The sequence below is a fragment of the Roseovarius sp. MBR-51 genome, assembly GCF_053628575.1.
In genome coordinates, this window is record NZ_JBRJGQ010000008.1 from 186632 (window position 1) to 201837 (window position 15206).

At 61.4% G+C, this 15206-nt stretch carries 22 protein-coding genes; 19 read left to right on the forward strand and 3 right to left on the reverse strand.

What is annotated here, in order from left to right:
- Positions 1–54 precede the first annotated feature (54 nt).
- A complete protein-coding gene (locus tag ACSSVY_RS13610; RefSeq protein ID WP_454270124.1) occupies positions 55–603 on the reverse strand; it encodes a hypothetical protein in 549 nt (182 codons plus the stop codon).
- Between the two features lie 119 nt (positions 604–722).
- Here ACSSVY_RS13610 and ACSSVY_RS13615 point away from each other — a divergent pair, with 119 nt between their 5' ends.
- From ACSSVY_RS13615 to ACSSVY_RS13625, 3 genes are all read left to right on the forward strand, one after another.
- A complete protein-coding gene (locus ACSSVY_RS13615) occupies positions 723–1604 on the forward strand; it encodes a LysR family transcriptional regulator (protein WP_454270220.1) in 882 nt (293 codons plus the stop codon).
- A complete protein-coding gene (locus ACSSVY_RS13620) occupies positions 1601–2491 on the forward strand; it encodes a DMT family transporter (protein ID WP_454270125.1) in 891 nt (296 codons plus the stop codon). The genes ACSSVY_RS13615 and ACSSVY_RS13620 overlap by 4 nt, the downstream gene beginning before the upstream one ends.
- A gap of 107 nt (positions 2492–2598) precedes the next feature.
- Positions 2599–3237 (forward strand): hypothetical protein, encoded by a 639-nt coding sequence (locus ACSSVY_RS13625; RefSeq protein WP_454270126.1) that lies wholly within the window; start codon positions 2599–2601, stop codon positions 3235–3237.
- Positions 3238–3276: 39 nt separating this feature from the next.
- On the opposite strand, the gene ACSSVY_RS13630 is transcribed toward ACSSVY_RS13625, so the two are convergent.
- A complete protein-coding gene (locus tag ACSSVY_RS13630) occupies positions 3277–4248 on the reverse strand; it encodes a glycosyltransferase family 61 protein (protein ID WP_454270127.1) in 972 nt (323 codons plus the stop codon).
- On the reverse strand, positions 4238–4573 hold the full coding sequence (locus ACSSVY_RS13635) for an ArsR/SmtB family transcription factor (protein ID WP_454270128.1): 336 nt from the start codon (positions 4571–4573) through the stop codon (positions 4238–4240). The genes ACSSVY_RS13630 and ACSSVY_RS13635 overlap by 11 nt, the downstream gene beginning before the upstream one ends.
- 147 nt (positions 4574–4720) lie before the next feature.
- On the opposite strand from ACSSVY_RS13635, the gene ACSSVY_RS13640 reads away from it, so the two are divergent.
- The 16 genes from ACSSVY_RS13640 to ACSSVY_RS13715 all read left to right on the forward strand — a co-directional run bounded on the left by ACSSVY_RS13640 (position 4721) and on the right by ACSSVY_RS13715 (position 15170).
- Complete coding sequence (locus ACSSVY_RS13640; RefSeq protein WP_454270129.1) at positions 4721–5134, forward strand: universal stress protein; 414 nt, start codon at positions 4721–4723, stop codon at positions 5132–5134.
- A gap of 200 nt (positions 5135–5334) precedes the next feature.
- Complete coding sequence (locus tag ACSSVY_RS13645) at positions 5335–5676, forward strand: AtpZ/AtpI family protein (protein ID WP_454270130.1); 342 nt, start codon at positions 5335–5337, stop codon at positions 5674–5676.
- Positions 5666–6424 carry a F0F1 ATP synthase subunit A gene (locus tag ACSSVY_RS13650; protein WP_045683866.1) on the forward strand — a complete coding sequence of 253 codons (759 nt, stop codon included), beginning with the start codon at positions 5666–5668 and terminating at the stop codon, positions 6422–6424. Before ACSSVY_RS13645 ends, ACSSVY_RS13650 begins: the two co-directional genes overlap by 11 nt.
- Positions 6425–6530: 106 nt before the next feature.
- Positions 6531–6767, forward strand: coding sequence for a F0F1 ATP synthase subunit C (locus ACSSVY_RS13655; protein WP_009816528.1), 237 nt, complete (start codon positions 6531–6533; stop codon positions 6765–6767).
- Between the two features lie 85 nt (positions 6768–6852).
- A complete protein-coding gene (locus tag ACSSVY_RS13660) occupies positions 6853–7386 on the forward strand; it encodes a F0F1 ATP synthase subunit B' (RefSeq protein ID WP_454270131.1) in 534 nt (177 codons plus the stop codon).
- A gap of 5 nt (positions 7387–7391) precedes the next feature.
- Positions 7392–7952, forward strand: coding sequence for a F0F1 ATP synthase subunit B (locus tag ACSSVY_RS13665; protein ID WP_009816526.1), 561 nt, complete (start codon positions 7392–7394; stop codon positions 7950–7952).
- Between the two features lie 349 nt (positions 7953–8301).
- On the forward strand, positions 8302–8685 hold the full coding sequence (gene sdhC, locus ACSSVY_RS13670) for a succinate dehydrogenase, cytochrome b556 subunit (protein ID WP_454270132.1): 384 nt from the start codon (positions 8302–8304) through the stop codon (positions 8683–8685).
- A gap of 10 nt (positions 8686–8695) precedes the next feature.
- On the forward strand, positions 8696–9067 hold the full coding sequence (sdhD, locus tag ACSSVY_RS13675) for a succinate dehydrogenase, hydrophobic membrane anchor protein (protein ID WP_009816524.1): 372 nt from the start codon (positions 8696–8698) through the stop codon (positions 9065–9067).
- 11 nt (positions 9068–9078) lie between these two features.
- Complete coding sequence (sdhA, locus tag ACSSVY_RS13680; RefSeq protein ID WP_454270133.1) at positions 9079–10881, forward strand: succinate dehydrogenase flavoprotein subunit; 1803 nt, start codon at positions 9079–9081, stop codon at positions 10879–10881.
- 429 nt (positions 10882–11310) lie between these two features.
- On the forward strand, positions 11311–11634 hold the full coding sequence (locus ACSSVY_RS13685; protein WP_454270134.1) for a succinate dehydrogenase: 324 nt from the start codon (positions 11311–11313) through the stop codon (positions 11632–11634).
- Positions 11635–11648: 14 nt separating this feature from the next.
- A complete protein-coding gene (locus ACSSVY_RS13690) occupies positions 11649–12428 on the forward strand; it encodes a succinate dehydrogenase iron-sulfur subunit (protein ID WP_454270135.1) in 780 nt (259 codons plus the stop codon).
- 5 nt (positions 12429–12433) lie between these two features.
- Positions 12434–13147 (forward strand): ZIP family metal transporter, encoded by a 714-nt coding sequence (locus ACSSVY_RS13695; RefSeq protein WP_454270136.1) that lies wholly within the window; start codon positions 12434–12436, stop codon positions 13145–13147.
- 119 nt (positions 13148–13266) lie between these two features.
- Positions 13267–13428, forward strand: a complete 162-nt coding sequence (locus ACSSVY_RS13700) for a hypothetical protein (protein WP_454270137.1) — start codon at positions 13267–13269, stop codon at positions 13426–13428.
- Between the two features lie 99 nt (positions 13429–13527).
- The gene (locus ACSSVY_RS13705) at positions 13528–14103 is read left to right on the forward strand and encodes a carboxymuconolactone decarboxylase family protein (protein WP_454270138.1); all 576 of its coding nucleotides are present in this window, start codon (positions 13528–13530) and stop codon (positions 14101–14103) included.
- A gap of 4 nt (positions 14104–14107) precedes the next feature.
- Positions 14108–14314 carry a hypothetical protein gene (locus ACSSVY_RS13710; protein ID WP_454270139.1) on the forward strand — a complete coding sequence of 69 codons (207 nt, stop codon included), beginning with the start codon at positions 14108–14110 and terminating at the stop codon, positions 14312–14314.
- Between the two features lie 10 nt (positions 14315–14324).
- Positions 14325–15170, forward strand: a complete 846-nt coding sequence (locus ACSSVY_RS13715) for an urea carboxylase-associated family protein (RefSeq protein ID WP_454270140.1) — start codon at positions 14325–14327, stop codon at positions 15168–15170.
- The last annotated feature ends 36 nt before the right edge of the window (positions 15171–15206 follow it).

Genomic DNA, 15206 nt, shown 5'->3' on the forward strand with positions numbered 1-15206 from the left:
ATCCCGACACGGGGCCGGGACCGGAAGCATTGGCCTCCGGGATTGGGAGGGCGTTTAGCTCTGCGGCGGCGCGGAGTCAAGCGTGGGGTCGGTCCTGCGCAAAGTGCCAAGCCAGTCGTTGATGGCGCGCACCACCTCGCCGGAGGAGCGGCTGCTGTCGTAGATCTCGGTGATCGGATGCAGGAGCGGGGCACCATCCGCCCCATCCCGCAACACGAGCGAGGGGCGGTGGAGTTTGCGGCGCACGCGGGCGGGGTCAATGTCGGTGGCTGAGCCTGACAAGGTGGTCTCACCCGTGGCGCGCAGCACATCGGAGAGCGCAAACACGGTCTCGCGGTGGCGAAAGATGGTGCGCAAGCGCAGCGTCGCGGTGCCCGCCCCCGCGTCGAGGATAAGTTGCAGGCGTTCGACAAAGATGCCGACACCCGCAAACCCCATGCCGCCGCCGACCAGCAGAAAGACCAGGCCGCCAACGAGGCTCTGCGGCATCACCAAAAGACCCACCCCGGCAGAGAGCATCGTAAAGAGGCTAAGCATGATCGCTATGAACCACGGCATCTCTTCGATGATCAGCAGATCCGGGCTGGTGTGTGTGACGTTCATCGGGGGGCGCTCAACGGATGGGAGCCGCTATGCTACGCGCATCGCAGGTGATTGCAACCGCCGCGCCGCCGCCGCATAGTTGCGCGGCGAACGGGACAGCGGGCAGGGTGATCGCGGTGATGGACAATTGGGACGAAGTGCGGACCGCGTATAATGTGGCGCGGATCGGCACTGTGAGCGGGGCGGCGGAGGTGTTGGGCGTGCATCATGCCACTGTTATCCGTCATATCGACGCGCTGGAGGAGCGGCTTGGCGTCAAGCTGTTTCAGCGGCACGCGCGGGGCTACACCCCGACTGAGGCGGGCGATGACCTGCTGCGGGTAGCGCAGGCGACAGATGACCAGTTCAACCAGTTGGCCGGGCGCATCAAGGGACAGGGCAATGATGTCTCGGGCGAGTTGGTCGTGACCTCGATCGGTGGGTTGAGCCATCTTCTGGTGCCGGTGCTGGCGGCGTTTCAGCAGGATTATCCCGGTCTGGTGGTGCGCTATCTGACTGGCGACCGCCTGTTTCGGCTGGAATATGGCGAGGCACATGTGGCGATCCGGGCGGGGTCCGTGCCGGATCAGCCCGACAATGTGGTGCAGCCGTTCTTTCAGCAGCAATTCACACTCTATGCCAGTGAGGGTTATGTGGCGCGCCACGGGTTGCCGAAGAGCACCGAGGATCTGGCCCAGCATCGTTTTATCGGGGCCGATGATCCCAAGACGCGCGCGCCCTTTCTGCGCTGGTTGCAGGATAATGTGCCGGGCGAGGCCATCGTGTTTCGCTCGGGCGATGTGCATGCGCAACGCAATGCGATTTTGGCTGGGGCCGGGATCGGATTCACCTCGGTGTTGCAGGCGGCAGAGATGCCGGGGCTGATACAGGTGATGCCCCCCAGACCGGAATGGGCGGCGCCGCTCTGGCTGGTCACGCATATGGACCTGCATCGCACCACCAAGGTGCAGGCCTTCCTCAGCCACCTCAAGCAGCGCGCGGCAGCGTGGCAGGCGGAATGACACCTGCCCTCAAGGGGCATTTGGCGATGCTGTGTTTCTCGGGGTTGGTGGCAGGGTCCTTTGCGCTGGGCTCGATGGCGGCGCAGCATGTGGCACCTGCGGCACTCAATGCGCCGCGTTTCCTCTTGGCGGCGGTGATCGTGGGCACGGGCGCCATGCTGAGCACGGGTATTCCGCGCGCCACTTGGGTGGCGCCCTGGCGTTACCTGTTGCTCGGGGGCGCAATGGGCCTCTATTTCGTGATGATGTTCGAGGGGCTCAAGACTGCGGCGCCGGTTTCGGCAGCGGCGGTCTTTACCCTTACCCCCATCATGGCGGGGATCGCTGGCTATGTGCTCTTGCGCCAGATCACCACGCCGCGCATGGCGCTTGCCTTGGCGGTGGGCGCGCTTGGCGCGCTCTGGGTGATCTTTCGCGCCGATGCCTCGGCGCTCATGGCGTTCGAGGTCGGGCGTGGCGAGGCGATTTATTTCTTCGGCTGTGCCGCGCATGCGATCTATACGCCGCTGGTGCGGCTGCTCAATCGCGGCGAGCGGCCGGTGGTGTTTTCCTTCGGCACCATGCTGGGCGCGGCGCTCCTGATCACGGCGGCGGGTTGGGGCGATATTCGGGCGACCGATTGGGCAAGTTTGCCCGCGATTGTCTGGATCACCATTGTTTATACGGCGGTTTTTGCCACGGCGATGACATTCGTTCTCTTGCAATATGCCAGCCTCAACCTGCCCAGCGCCAAGGTCATGGCCTATACCTATCTCACGCCCACATGGGTCACGCTCTGGCAGGCAGCGCTGGGGCATGCCTTGCCGCCGGTGGTCGTCTTGATGGGGGTGGGGCTGACAGTGGTGGCGCTGGTGTTGTTGTTAAAGGACGAGGATCGTCGGATCTGAGGTCAGTCTGCATACATGCTGGGCGACACGATCTTGCTTCACGGTCAACCAAGGGTTACGGGTGATTGCAACATGTCGCGTATGAGTGGGGTGAGGTGATGTTGAGCATGTCCAAGTCGAAATTCTGGATCAGTCTGGTGGTTGTTACGCTGCTTGCGGTGTTGCAGCCAATACATGTTGCCGCGCAGGGCGCGGACGATCCGTTCAGAAAGAAAGTCTTTCTGATGGTGGTTGCCAAATCGGGCAGCAGTGTTCGTTTCGAATCGGCTACATTCTGTCCGGTTGAGCCGAACGGCCAGCTGGATTGCGGGAAAAAATGGCGAGGCAAGCGGAATCTGAGATTCAGGGCGAATTTGAAAGATCTGTCGCTGATGGACAGTTCCGGGAAAGCGCAAAGCCTGCGTTGGAACCTGTTTTCCCATGAATTCGTTTGGCAGGGACGCTACGCGGCATCGGCCGCCACATTGAAAGGGGTGACCCCCTCGAAAAACGACTTTGGTTACTTTTTCGAGGCGCGGCCGGGTACGATCTATGTGCTTTATTCCAATGGGATGTCAAAAGAGGTCGCGATCGCCAGCGCGAAAAAGATTCTGTCCGAGGATGAACGCTTTGGGCACCGTCTGGGCGTGCTAGCGTTCGAGCCCGTACAAGCAGCGAAGATAGCGTGTGGCGCAGGTTGGGAACTTTGCCAATTGGGCCAGAAGATTGATCCTAGCGAGCTGAGCATGACCATTCGACTGCGCTGATCCGAAAGAGACGCGCGGCACAGCAACGCCGCTTGTCCCTCAGAGGAAGTCTGCGGCTTGAAGATCGGCGCGCAACTGGCGCAATTCGGTCGGTGTCGGATCATCCTCCTTGCTGGGTGCAAGCTGTGCAAGGGCGGCGGTCGTGGTCAATTCCACCTCTGAGAAGCAGGTGATCTGCCGGGCGATGGCGTCGAATGTGTCCTGACGGGTGCGGCGCTGGATGAGGCCAACCTTGGTGCCGGGGGTCATCACGAAGGCGGCCATGTGGAAGGCCGAGCCATCCGGGCCAACGATCACGCGGGCGGCGCGGTAGCGCGCAATTTGCTCGGTCACACTGTGCCGTTCCGGGTGAAAGATGTCATACCCCGCGCGGGACATCCAACGCTCGATGAGCTGTTCATGCGGCACCTGTTGCGCCGGGTTCTTGAGGCGACGGCGCGAGACATAGACCTTCTCAGGTCCAACGGGCGCGTCCCCGGCGCAGAGGTGGCGGCGCATATAGGTGCGGGCCTCGGGGGTGCCGCCGCTCCAGCGCAAATGGCCAAATCCCTGTGTCGGAAGGATCAGCTCATCGACCTGTGTCGGGATCTCGATCAGGTGCACGGGCAGGGACTGACCCAGCATCTCCAGCAGCGGGCCAAGACGGCGGCGCAGCACGGCGGCGATGTCTCGGCCCGCCATGGGCAGCAGGGCAATGCCATCCACGGTGCCTGAGACTTGATCCAAAGCCCAGAGGCGGGGTGCCGCTTCGAGCAGGAAATGACCGAAATGGTGCCGCCCCACCCCGGCAAAAAGCCAGCGCCCCGGAAGGTGCGCGGGCGCGTCGGAGGGCGGTGCGGGGTCGGTTGTGAAGCGCCCGGCAGACAGCAGCGTTCGTGCCGCAGGCAGGGGCGTGCCGTCCGGCGCGAGTGCGCCACAGGCCATGCCGGTCTCGGCGCGCAAGGGCATGAGGATGGCCCCCGGCACGATGTCGATCCGCGCCTCGGGCATATGGCGGGCGTCAGGGATCATCCGGCAATTCGCTTTGCAGGAACCGCTCGAACGCATCGAGATTGACCGCCTCGAACTGGCCAAAGCTCTGCATCCAGATTGAGGCATCGCGCAGGGCGTCCGGCTCCAGCTTGCACCAGGTCACCCGGCCGCGGCGTTCCTGGCTGATAAGACCGGCGCGGCTGAGGATGCCCAGATGTTTGGAAATAGCGGCAAGGCTCATCTCGAACGGTTCGGCCACATCCGTGACCGCCATGTCATCCTCGAGCAGCATCGACAGGATCGCGCGCCGGGTGGGATCGGCGAGGGCGGCAAAGACCATATCGAGGGCAGGGGCGTTGTGCATGGCTTCCATAAGCCCAAGCGCGCGCCTCGCGTCAACGGCAGATCCATGCCGACCGGGCTGAAATTGGTGTTGATCTGTGACAATGTCGGGCTGCGCCAGAGCCGCTAGGCTGGTTGGACGCGAAACGGAAACACGAAAGGAAAGACCATGTTCTCGACAATCCTGGTTCCGGTTGATCTGCTCCACAAGGACACATTGACCAAGGCGCTCAACGTGGCGGGGGATCTCGCCAAACGGCACGGGGCGCGGATCAAGGTGGTCAGCGTGGGCGGAGAACTGCCCAATGAGCTGGGTCACAACGCTGCCGAATTCTCGCAGACGCTCAAGCGCTTTGCCGATGACCTGCGGACCAAATACGCCGTCACGGTCGAGGCCGAGCCGATCATCAGCCACGATCCCGAGGTCGAAACAACGTCGGCGCTCATGCAGGCGATTGAACGGACTGGTGCCGATCTGGTCGTGGTGGCCAGTCATGTGCCGGGCTTTCTCGAGCACATCTTTGCCTCGCATGGCGGCTATATTGCCCAGCATGCCAAGGTGTCGGTCTTTGTCGTGCGCTGAAACTCAACCGTTCGGTTGAATATGGCAAATGGCCCTTTGGGCGGATAGGGGCGGTTGCGGCAGAATGGCCACCTCAGGCCTTTTGGCGCAAAATGCGTTCATTAACAAAGGTTTGAGCGTAGCGTTCTGATACGGTTCGGATGCTTGACTCATGCGCGCCTTGGGCCTAGCAAGTGCGCAACATCCTGAGGGGGAACTGCGTGACCGATCCCGAGCAGAGCGAGCGACTGGCAGAGCTGGAAGCAAAGATCGCCAAGCTCAAGGCCAAGGACGCGCCAAAGCCCCATCAGGACGAGCATTATTCGCAGGCTCAACTGGCATGGCGGATGGTGATTGAGTTGGTGGCCGGTCTGATGATCGGTTTTGGCATGGGGTACGGGCTGGATTCCCTCTTGGGAACGATGCCCATTTTCCTTGTCATATTTACGTTGCTGGGGATGGCTGCGGGCGTCAAGACGATGATGCGCAGCGCCGCCGAGATCCAGCAGGGCATAAACGATCCCGCACAAGGCGGGGATGAGAGGGCAAAGAATGGCGACTGAAGCGCACGGTGCCGATGAGGGTGGTCTGGTTTTCCACCCGATGGATCAGTTCATAGTCAAGCCACTGTTTGGCGAGGGCGCGGTGGGCGTGTTCACGCTGACCAACGTGACGCTGTGGATGGCGCTGACGGTTCTCGCGATTATCGCGCTCCTGGTAATGGGGACCTCTGGACGGGCGACGATCCCGACCCGGATGCAGTCGGTGGCCGAGCTTCTGTATGAATTCGTCCGCAAGATGGTCGAGGATGTGGCGGGCAAGGATGCGCTGGTGTTCTTCCCCTATATCATGACGCTGTTTCTCTTCATCCTCTTCGCCAACTTTCTTGGCCTCCTGCCGATGGCCTTTACCACCACGAGCCATATCGCGGTGACGGCGGTGATGGCTGTGATGGTGTTTTTGACGGTGACGATCCTCGGTTTCGTCAAGAACGGCCCGGCCTTTCTCAGCCTGTTCTGGGTCAGCTCCGCGCCGCTGGCGCTGCGGCCCATTCTGGCAGTGATCGAGCTGATTTCCTACTTCGTGCGTCCTGTCAGCCATTCCATTCGTCTTGCCGGCAACATGATGGCCGGTCACGCCGTGATCAAGGTGTTCGCTGGCTTCAGTCAGGTGGCGATGATCGCCCCGCTGTCGATCCTTGCGGTCTCGGCTATGTATGGGCTCGAAGTGCTGGTGTCCTTCATCCAGGCCTACGTCTTTACCATCCTCACCTGCGTGTATCTCAAGGATGCGCTGCATCCGCACCATTGAGGGTGGCGGTTGGGTTTTACCCACCCTACGAACAACCAGACTACGGTGGGTCCGCCCGCCTCACGACCAACCTCGCAATGCCAATTCCAACGTAAGGAGACATCTCATGGAAGGCGATATCGCACAATTGGGTCAATTCATCGGTGCAGGCCTCGCAGGCATCGGTTCGGGTGCTGCCGCGATCGGTGTGGGCCACGTGGCCGGCAACTTCCTCGCAGGCGCACTGCGCAATCCGTCGGCTGCCGCCGGTCAGACCGCGACGCTGTTCATCGGCATCGCATTCGCCGAAGCCTTGGGGATCTTCTCGTTCCTCATCGCGCTTCTGCTCATGTTCGCTGTCTAAGTCTCTCGGGTAGCTGATCCTTACGGCCGAGGGGTGGCGCATCGCCAGCCCTCGGTGACACGGAACTTTCCCCTAGGAGGACGACATGGCAAGCGAAACGCATGACGCCGCTGGTCAAGCCGCATCCACGCCGGGCCTGCCCCAGCTGGATTTTTCGACCTTTGGCAACCAGATTTTCTGGCTCCTCGTCACGCTGGTCGTGATTTACTTTGTCCTGTCGCGTATCGCGCTGCCGCGGATTGCGGCGGTGATCGCAGAGCGTCAGGGGGCCATTACCAACGACCTCGCTGCGGCGGAGGATCTGAAGGCCAAGGCCGAGCAGGCCGAGCAAGCCTACCTCAAGGCGCTAGCCGATGCCCGCGCCGAGGCGCAGACGATCGTTGCCAAGGCCAAGGCAGAGATCAAGGCGGATCTTGATGCCGCCACCGCCAAGGCGGACGCCGAGATTGCGGCGCGCGCCGCAGAAGGCGAACAGAAAATTGAGGAAATCCGGGCCAACGCCATGGACAGCGTCAAGGAAGTGGCCAAAGACGCCGCTGCCGAGATCGTTGCCGTCATGGGGGGCAAGGCAGACGGGAAAACGGTCAGCGCAGCCGTCAACGCCCGGATGAAAGGATAAGCGCCATGCAAAAGATGCTCTTGACCATGGTTGCCGCTCTTATCGCCAGCCCTGCGCTGGCAGCGAGTGGCCCGTTCTTTTCGCTCGCCAACACCAATTTCGTCGTGTTGCTCGCGTTTCTGCTCTTTGTCGGGTTTCTGATCTATGTGAAGGTGCCGAGCCTTGTAGGCAAAAAGCTCGATGAGCGGGCAGTCAGCATCAAGGCGGAACTCGACGAGGCGCGCGCGCTGCGTGAGGAAGCACAGACCCTGTTGGCCAGCTATGAGCGCAAACAGAAGGAAGTGCAGGCGCAGGCTGACCGGATCGTGGCGCACGCCAAGGACGAAGCCAATGCCGCCGCCGAAGAGGCCAAGGATGAGATAAAGGCGTCGATTGCACGCCGGATGCAGGCCGCTGAGGAGCAGATCGCAAGTGCCGAGGCCCGCGCCATCCGCGATGTGCGGGATCAGGCCGTGGTTGTGGCTGTCGCTGCCGCGCGCGATGTGATCGCCAAGCAGATGACCGCCGCAGACGGCAACGCGCTGATCGATGCGGCCATTGCCGATGTGGACGCCAAGCTGCATTGAACGGCTGACACAGTTGTAATTGGCCCGGGTCGGAAACGACTCGGGCTTTTTCATGTTAGATTGAGATTTGTGATCACAAATTCTTGTGTGATCAAGATTTCATCAGGGTGGCCGGCGTCCCGTCTGCCAGAGACTCAGAGGGAATGCGCCGGAAACCTTGATTCCTTTGCTTCAGTTTTGTGATCACACGATTATTTTCGTGATCACAAAAGCAAAATTTTTGCGGCCATTTGACCCTAATTGGGGGATTTGTCATGCTGGACAGGTGACAGAGCCGAGAAAAAGTATAACAAAAGGCGCAGCAAAAGACGGCTATCGCGCCGCCCGCCATCTGCAAAGGAGTTGCTCCATGGCTGAAACCAAACAGGTTGAACGCCCGCTTTCGCCGCACTTGCAAATTTACCGTCCGCAACTGACCTCGATCACCTCCATTCTGACACGGATCACCGGCAATGCGCTGGTGGTGGCGGCAGCGCTGATTGTGTGGTGGTTGTTGGCGGCTTCGACCTCTGACGATTATTTCGCAATGGCCGATGCGGTGCTGACCTCGTGGTTTGGCGACCTTGTGCTGACGCTCTCTCTCTGGGCGGTGTGGTATCACTATCTGGCTGGGCTGCGGCATCTCTATTTCGATGCGGGCAAGGGGATGGATATTCCCACGGCGGAAAAGCTGGGCTGGGCCTGTATCATCGGGTCGGTCGTGCTGACCGTCATCACGCTTTTGCTGGTTTGAGGAGAGTATCATGCGCTACCTGACCGCACGTAAACGCGCCGAGGGCAAGGGTGCCGCCGGCACCGGGACCGAACATTTCTGGTATATGAAGCTGTCCGGTGTGGGTCTTGCGCTGATCATCCCGGTGTTTCTCGTGGCCTTTGGCCGCGCTTTGGGCGGCGACCGCACCGAGGTGATGGCCGCCTTTGCCCACCCCGGCATGGCAATCCTCACCGGCCTCGTGATCTTTTTCGGGCTGCGGCACTATGCCAGCGGCGCGCAGACGATGATTGAGGACTATAGCCACGGCAGCATGCGCCGGGGCCTGATTATCGCGGTGACTGTCCTAAGTTATGGGCTGATCGCCACCGGGCTTTTTGCCCTCGCCAAGATCGCGCTGTGAGGAAGTATTAAATGGCTGCTTATGAATACGAGACGCATGATTATGACGTCGTTGTTGTGGGCGCGGGCGGGGCGGGCTTGCGCGCGACGCTGGGCATGGCCGAACAGGGGCTGCGCACCGCTTGCGTGACCAAGGTTTTCCCGACCCGCTCACATACCGTGGCGGCGCAGGGCGGCATTGCGGCAAGCCTTGGCAACATGGGCCCCGACAGCTGGCAGTGGCATATGTATGACACGATCAAAGGGTCTGATTGGCTGGGCGATACCGACGCGATGGAATATCTGGCGCGCGAGGCCCCCAAGGCGGTCTATGAGCTTGAGCATTACGGCGTGCCGTTCTCGCGCACCGAAGAGGGCAAGATCTATCAGCGCCCCTTTGGCGGCCATACCACCGAATTCGGTGAAGGCCCGCCGGTGCAGCGCACTTGTGCCGCCGCCGACCGTACCGGCCACGCCATTCTGCACACGCTCTATGGTCAGAGCCTCAAGCAGAAAGCCGAATTCTACATCGAATATTTCGCCATTGATCTGGTGATGACCGATGGCACCTGCACCGGCGTGGTCTGCTGGAAACTCGACGATGGCACCATCCACGTCTTCAACGCCAAGATGGTCGTGCTGGCGACGGGCGGCTATGGCCGTGCTTACTTTTCGGCGACCTCTGCCCACACCTGCACCGGCGACGGCGGCGGGATGGTGGCGCGCGCCGGTCTGCCGCTGCAAGACATGGAATTCGTGCAATTCCACCCCACCGGCATTTTCGGGGCGGGCTGCCTCATCACCGAGGGTGCGCGTGGCGAGGGCGGATATCTCACCAATTCCGAGGGCGAGCGGTTCATGGAACGCTATGCGCCCAACTACAAGGATCTCGCCCCCCGCGACTATGTTAGCCGCTGCATGACCATGGAAATCCGCGAAGGGCGCGGCGTGGGGGCGGATGGCGATCATATCCATCTCAACCTCAGCCACCTGCCACCCGAGGCGCTGCATCTGCGCCTGCCGGGCATTTCCGAGAGCGCGCGAATCTTTGCCGGGGTCGACGTGACCAAGGAACCGATCCCGGTTCTGCCCACCGTGCATTACAACATGGGCGGCGTGCCCACGAATTATTGGGGCGAGGTGGTCAATCCCACCAAGGACAATCCGCATGCCGTCGTCCCCGGTCTGATGGCCGTGGGCGAGGCGGGCTGTGCAAGCGTGCATGGCGCGAACCGGCTTGGCTCCAACTCACTCATCGACCTCGTGGTCTTTGGCCGCGCCGCTGCCATTCGCGCGGGCAAGGTGGTGGACGCCGAGTCCGCCGTTCCGGGCACCAACAAGGCTGAGGTCGACAAGGCGCTAACGCGCTTTGACGGGCTGCGCCATGCGACCGGGAAAATTCCGACTGCCGAGTTGCGGCTCGAGATGCAGCGCACGATGCAGGCCGACGCCGCCGTGTTCCGGACCTCGAAAACGCTGGCCGAGGGCGTCGAGAAGATGAAGGCGGTTGCCGGCAAGATGGGCGATATCAAGGTCACGGACCGCAGCCTCGTGTGGAACAGCGACCTGATGGAAACGCTGGAACTGACCAACCTGATGCCCAACGCACTCGCCACGATCTTTGGCGCAGAGGCACGGCAAGAAAGCCGCGGCGCACATGCCCATGAGGATTTCAGCACCCGCGACGATGAAAAATGGCGCGTGCACACGATTGCGCGGGTCGAAGGCAATACCGTCGATCTCAGCTATCGCCCGATCATCACCGATCCTCTGACGACCGAGGATGAGGGCGGTATCAGCCTCAAGAAGATCGCACCAAAGGAACGGACGTTCTAAGGGAGAAAAGCATGTTTCAGGTTATAAGGTTTTTCAGCCAAGGGGTTTTCGCCTCGCTTCTAGTGATACTGGTAGCTACGTCCTCCGTCGCCAATGCCGCTCCGCGCATTCCGGTGCTGGAACAACGCAAGGCTATCCTCGATTGTCGTTACGAGATGGGGTTTCGTGGCCAAGCCCGCTTTGGCGCAACATGGTCGGAACTGCCGCCCGGTGGTAGCACCATTAGTTGGATCGTCCCCGGATCTAATCTGAGTCCGGCGCAGGCGGATCGTATCAATGAATGTGCCGATCAAAGGCTGGGGCGGGCATCTACCCCGCGTTTCGCAACTCAGGCGCAGAGACAAAGCGTTCGCGTGCGTGGTTCTTGCCCTTCACACGCCCCTGTCCTGTTTGGCGGGTCAACCTATTGTCTCAGAGGTAACTGACCCGATGATGCGCGCTGTGTTTGCTTTCACCGCAGTATTGGCCCTTACCGCCTGTGACGCGACCAATCAGGTTGCCGATGGCATTGCGCGCGCGCAGGCCAAGAGCGTGGTCAACACGGTCGTCTCTCAGCGCTTTCCGGGTCTCAACGCCGCCCCGATCACCGATTGCGTGATTGATGCTGCCTCTGCGGGAGAGATCATTCAGATCGCAAGCGCGAGCGTTACCGGCGTGACGCCCGAGACCACGCAGCAGGTTATCCAGATCGCGCAGCGCCCCGAAGCGGTGCAATGTATTGCCCAAAATAGCCTGACCCTCTTGGGCGGCTGACAAGGAGTAGCAAGATGGTTCAACTCACACTCCCCAAGAATTCGCGCATGACGACGGGCAAGACATGGCCCAAGCCCGAAGGGGCCAAGACCGTGCGCAAGTTCCAGATTTACCGCTGGAACCCGGATGATGGGAAAAACCCGCGCGTGGACACCTATTTCGTGGATATGGACACCTGCGGCCCGATGGTTCTGGACGCGCTGATCAAGATCAAGAACGAGATTGATCCCACGCTCACCTTCCGCCGCTCCTGCCGCGAGGGGATTTGCGGTTCTTGTGCAATGAATATCGACGGGATCAACACGCTGGCCTGCATCTATGGCATGGACGAGATCAAGGGCGATGTGAAAATCTACCCGCTGCCGCATATGCCGGTGGTCAAGGATCTGATCCCCGACCTCACGCATTTCTACGCTCAGCATGCCAGCATCATGCCCTGGCTGGAAACCAAGACCAACGCCCCCGCCAAGGAATGGAAGCAGTCCATCGAGGACCGCGAAAAGTTGGACGGCCTCTATGAATGCGTGATGTGCGCCTGTTGTTCGACCTCTTGCCCGTCCTATTGGTGGAATGGCGACAAATACCTTGGACCGGCGGCGCTCTTGCATGCCTATCGCTGGATCATCGACAGCCGCGATGAGGCGACGGGCGAGCGTCTGGATGATCTGGAAGATCCGTTCAAGCTCTATCGGTGTCACACGATCATGAATTGCACCAAGACCTGTCCCAAGGGTTTGAACCCGGCCAAGGCGATTGCCGAGATCAAGAAACAGATGGTCGAGCGGCACGTGTAAGCGACGTGGACTTCAGCGGTTTCTGGTCCGCGATCCTACTGGCGCTCATGGCCGGATCGGCCATGCCGCTTGGGGCCGCACTCGCACTGTCGGCGACCTGTCGCAAACTGCCGCGTGTCGCCACCCATGGCATCATGGCCTTTGGCGGTGGGGCGCTGCTTGCGGCGATTGCGCTGGTTCTGGTGCCGCATGCGCGCGAAGACTTGTCGATGGGTGTTGCCCTTGCGGCCTTTGCCGGGGGCGGCGTCGTGTTCTTTGTGGTCGATCGCTGCCTTGCCGCCAGTGGCGCGCGCGGTGCCTCCCTTCTGGCGATGCTGCTCGATTTCCTCCCCGAGGCCATGGCCATCGGGGCCATGCTGACAGCGCAGACCAAGCAGGCCATTCTGCTTGCGGCTCTCATCTTCCTTCAGAACGTGCCCGAAGGCTTTGCCGCATTCCGCGACGTCGTGAAAGGCCGCCGGATTCATGGCGGGCGGATCGTTCTCTTCTTTGCCGGGCTGGCGCTGCTTGGTCCGGTCTGCGCCGCCCTTGGATTCAGCTTTTTGACCGATATGCCCGACGTTCTTGGGTTTATCATGATGTTCGCGGCGGGTGGTATCCTCTACCTGATCTTTCAGGATATCGCGCCCGCCTCGCATGACGGGCGCACCTGGTTGCCGGCCCTCGGGGCGGTTATGGGGTTCACGCTGGGTCTGGCGGGGGATCTCTGGATCGGATGACCGGGCGGACGGGCCTCTTCGGGCCATGCGCCCCCTGCATGGCGAGGATGCAGCGATGTGGGTTTATGCTGCGGTGCAGCGTCTTATGTTACCTACATAGGAAATATGGAGATAATGCCATGGCTTACCCGGCCAAGAAACCCGTGAACCCGGTCTCATCCCCGAAACCCGTAACTCCTGATTGGGTGGCGGTTTACTACAGTCCCGAGGCACCCGCCAACCAGTCCAAAGCACCGGGCGTCGACGCCTTGGAGCAGATGTACGCGTATTACGACGCCTGATCGAGCGTTCACGCAGATGTGGCCCCTGCCGGAAACGGCGGGGGTTTTCTTTTGACCCGTGCTGCGGGAATGTCCCCTGCAACCAGAGGAGATGACCTGATGCCCCTATTGCCAAGCCTGCCTGATCCCGCGCATCTGATGGATCTATACGCGCGGTTTCCCCGCAACGTTCGCCCGCTCATGGAGTATACCGACGGTCTCTTGCGCAGCGACGGGGAATTGAGCGTGGGCGAGCGTGAGTTGATCGCCACCTATGTTTCGGCCCTCAATGCCTGCACCTTTTGTGCCGGCGCGCATCGCGCCTATGCCGAGGTCTTTGGGATCGACGGCGCGCTCATCGACGCATTGATCGAGGATTTCGAGACAGCGCCGGTGGACGAAAGACTACGTCCGGTGCTGGCCTATGTGGCCAAACTCAACACCCTGCCGAGCAGGCTGATCGAGCGCGACGCGCAGGCGGTCTATGACGCGGGCTGGTCCGAGGCGGCGCTCTATGAGGCGGTGCAGGTCTGCGCGCTCTTTAACATGATGAACCGGATCATCGAGGGGACCGGCGTGAACTTTGACTACGCCGAGGCGCCAGACGGCCATCCCGCGGCAGGATCGACGCCCGAGGATCAGGCTGCAAGCTATCGCCGGTTCGGTGAAATGATAGAGACAATGGCCAAGGGATAGTCGCATGGTTGTCGTGGTCGGTCTGATCATAGCCTTTGTGCTTGTGCTGATCCTGTCCAACCGGCGCACACGCGCCTGCCGCTGGCGAGCGGACCGGCGACAGGATCGCGACGGGCAGTTCTATTACCGCTGCATGGCCTGCGGGGCAGAGGTCTTTACATCCACGGGCAAACCGCCTTTGGATTGCGTGGTGAACCCCCGCAATCCCTGAGAGGTGTGAGATGACCCAAGCCCCCGCCGATGCCGAGGCCCGCCGCGCGCTGCGCCCGGTGATCTGCTATCCCAATGACACGCTGGCGCAGCCTGATCTGGCGCTCTATGCCGCCGCGCGCGAGGGCGCAGAGAAGCTGGCAGACGTGGTGATCCCTCCGCGCGAGGCCGCCTGTTTTCGCGTCGCTGCGGGTCAGTTTTTCCGGATCACCAGCGTCGAGGGGCCACAGGTGGGCGACCTCAACCTATGGAACGCGACGGACCTGTCTGAGCGGTTTTATTCCGGCAAGACGCGGGCGCTGCATGGCACGCATATGACGCGCGGCGAGCGGCTCTGGTCATCCTTTCCGCATCTGCGGCCGATGGCCACGATTGTCGAAGACACATTGGGCTGGTACGGGATCGACGAATTCGGTGGCTCTGTGCATGACGTGATCGGCACGCGCTGCGATCCCTATACCGGCAATCTGCTGTCAGGTGTGCAGTATCATCATTGCTGCCATTCCAACCTGACGCGCGCCTTGGCGGATGAGTTGGGAGTGAGTTTGGCAGAGGCTGAGCCCCATGTGCATGACGTGCTCAATGTCTTCATGTGCACCGGGTTCACCCGCGATACGGGGCAGTATTTCATGAAGGCGTCGCCGGTCCGCCCCGGCGACTATCTGGAGTTTTTCGCCGAGATAGACCTGCTTGGCGCGCTCAGCGCCTGTCCCGGTGGCGATTGCTCGTCCGAGCATACCAGCGATACGGCGGCCTGCTATCCGATGCTGGTCGAGGTGTTCGCGCCGGCCGAGGGCGCACTGGCGGGATGGCAGAGCCCCGCGCGCAACGGGTATGATGGGAGTCACGGTCGGTAGCGGGTGGGCTCTGGGCTGAAGCGGCCGTTCGTATGC

Bases quoted from the DNA above. Each gene is read 5' to 3' on its own strand.
- ACSSVY_RS13700 (WP_454270137.1), top strand. From the start codon at position 13,267: ATGGCTTACCCGGCCAAGAAACCCGTGAACCCGGTCTCATCCCCGAAA.
- ACSSVY_RS13650 (WP_045683866.1), top strand. From the start codon at position 5,666: ATGGCGACTGAAGCGCACGGTGCCGATGAGGGTGGTCTGGTTTTCCAC.
- ACSSVY_RS13610 (WP_454270124.1), bottom strand. From the start codon at position 603: ATGAACGTCACACACACCAGCCCGGATCTGCTGATCATCGAAGAGATG.
- ACSSVY_RS13705 (WP_454270138.1), top strand. From the start codon at position 13,528: ATGCCCCTATTGCCAAGCCTGCCTGATCCCGCGCATCTGATGGATCTA.
- ACSSVY_RS13635 (WP_454270128.1), bottom strand. From the start codon at position 4,573: ATGCACAACGCCCCTGCCCTCGATATGGTCTTTGCCGCCCTCGCCGAT.
- ACSSVY_RS13660 (WP_454270131.1), top strand. From the start codon at position 6,853: ATGGCAAGCGAAACGCATGACGCCGCTGGTCAAGCCGCATCCACGCCG.
- ACSSVY_RS13690 (WP_454270135.1), top strand. From the start codon at position 11,649: ATGGTTCAACTCACACTCCCCAAGAATTCGCGCATGACGACGGGCAAG.
- sdhC (WP_454270132.1), top strand. From the start codon at position 8,302: ATGGCTGAAACCAAACAGGTTGAACGCCCGCTTTCGCCGCACTTGCAA.
- ACSSVY_RS13625 (WP_454270126.1), top strand. From the start codon at position 2,599: ATGTCCAAGTCGAAATTCTGGATCAGTCTGGTGGTTGTTACGCTGCTT.
- ACSSVY_RS13630 (WP_454270127.1), bottom strand. From the start codon at position 4,248: ATGATCCCTGACGCCCGCCATATGCCCGAGGCGCGGATCGACATCGTG.
- ACSSVY_RS13710 (WP_454270139.1), top strand. From the start codon at position 14,108: ATGGTTGTCGTGGTCGGTCTGATCATAGCCTTTGTGCTTGTGCTGATC.
- ACSSVY_RS13685 (WP_454270134.1), top strand. From the start codon at position 11,311: ATGATGCGCGCTGTGTTTGCTTTCACCGCAGTATTGGCCCTTACCGCC.
- sdhD (WP_009816524.1), top strand. From the start codon at position 8,696: ATGCGCTACCTGACCGCACGTAAACGCGCCGAGGGCAAGGGTGCCGCC.
- ACSSVY_RS13620 (WP_454270125.1), top strand. From the start codon at position 1,601: ATGACACCTGCCCTCAAGGGGCATTTGGCGATGCTGTGTTTCTCGGGG.
- ACSSVY_RS13655 (WP_009816528.1), top strand. From the start codon at position 6,531: ATGGAAGGCGATATCGCACAATTGGGTCAATTCATCGGTGCAGGCCTC.
- ACSSVY_RS13615 (WP_454270220.1), top strand. From the start codon at position 723: ATGGACAATTGGGACGAAGTGCGGACCGCGTATAATGTGGCGCGGATC.
- sdhA (WP_454270133.1), top strand. From the start codon at position 9,079: ATGGCTGCTTATGAATACGAGACGCATGATTATGACGTCGTTGTTGTG.
- ACSSVY_RS13715 (WP_454270140.1), top strand. From the start codon at position 14,325: ATGACCCAAGCCCCCGCCGATGCCGAGGCCCGCCGCGCGCTGCGCCCG.
- ACSSVY_RS13665 (WP_009816526.1), top strand. From the start codon at position 7,392: ATGCAAAAGATGCTCTTGACCATGGTTGCCGCTCTTATCGCCAGCCCT.
- ACSSVY_RS13640 (WP_454270129.1), top strand. From the start codon at position 4,721: ATGTTCTCGACAATCCTGGTTCCGGTTGATCTGCTCCACAAGGACACA.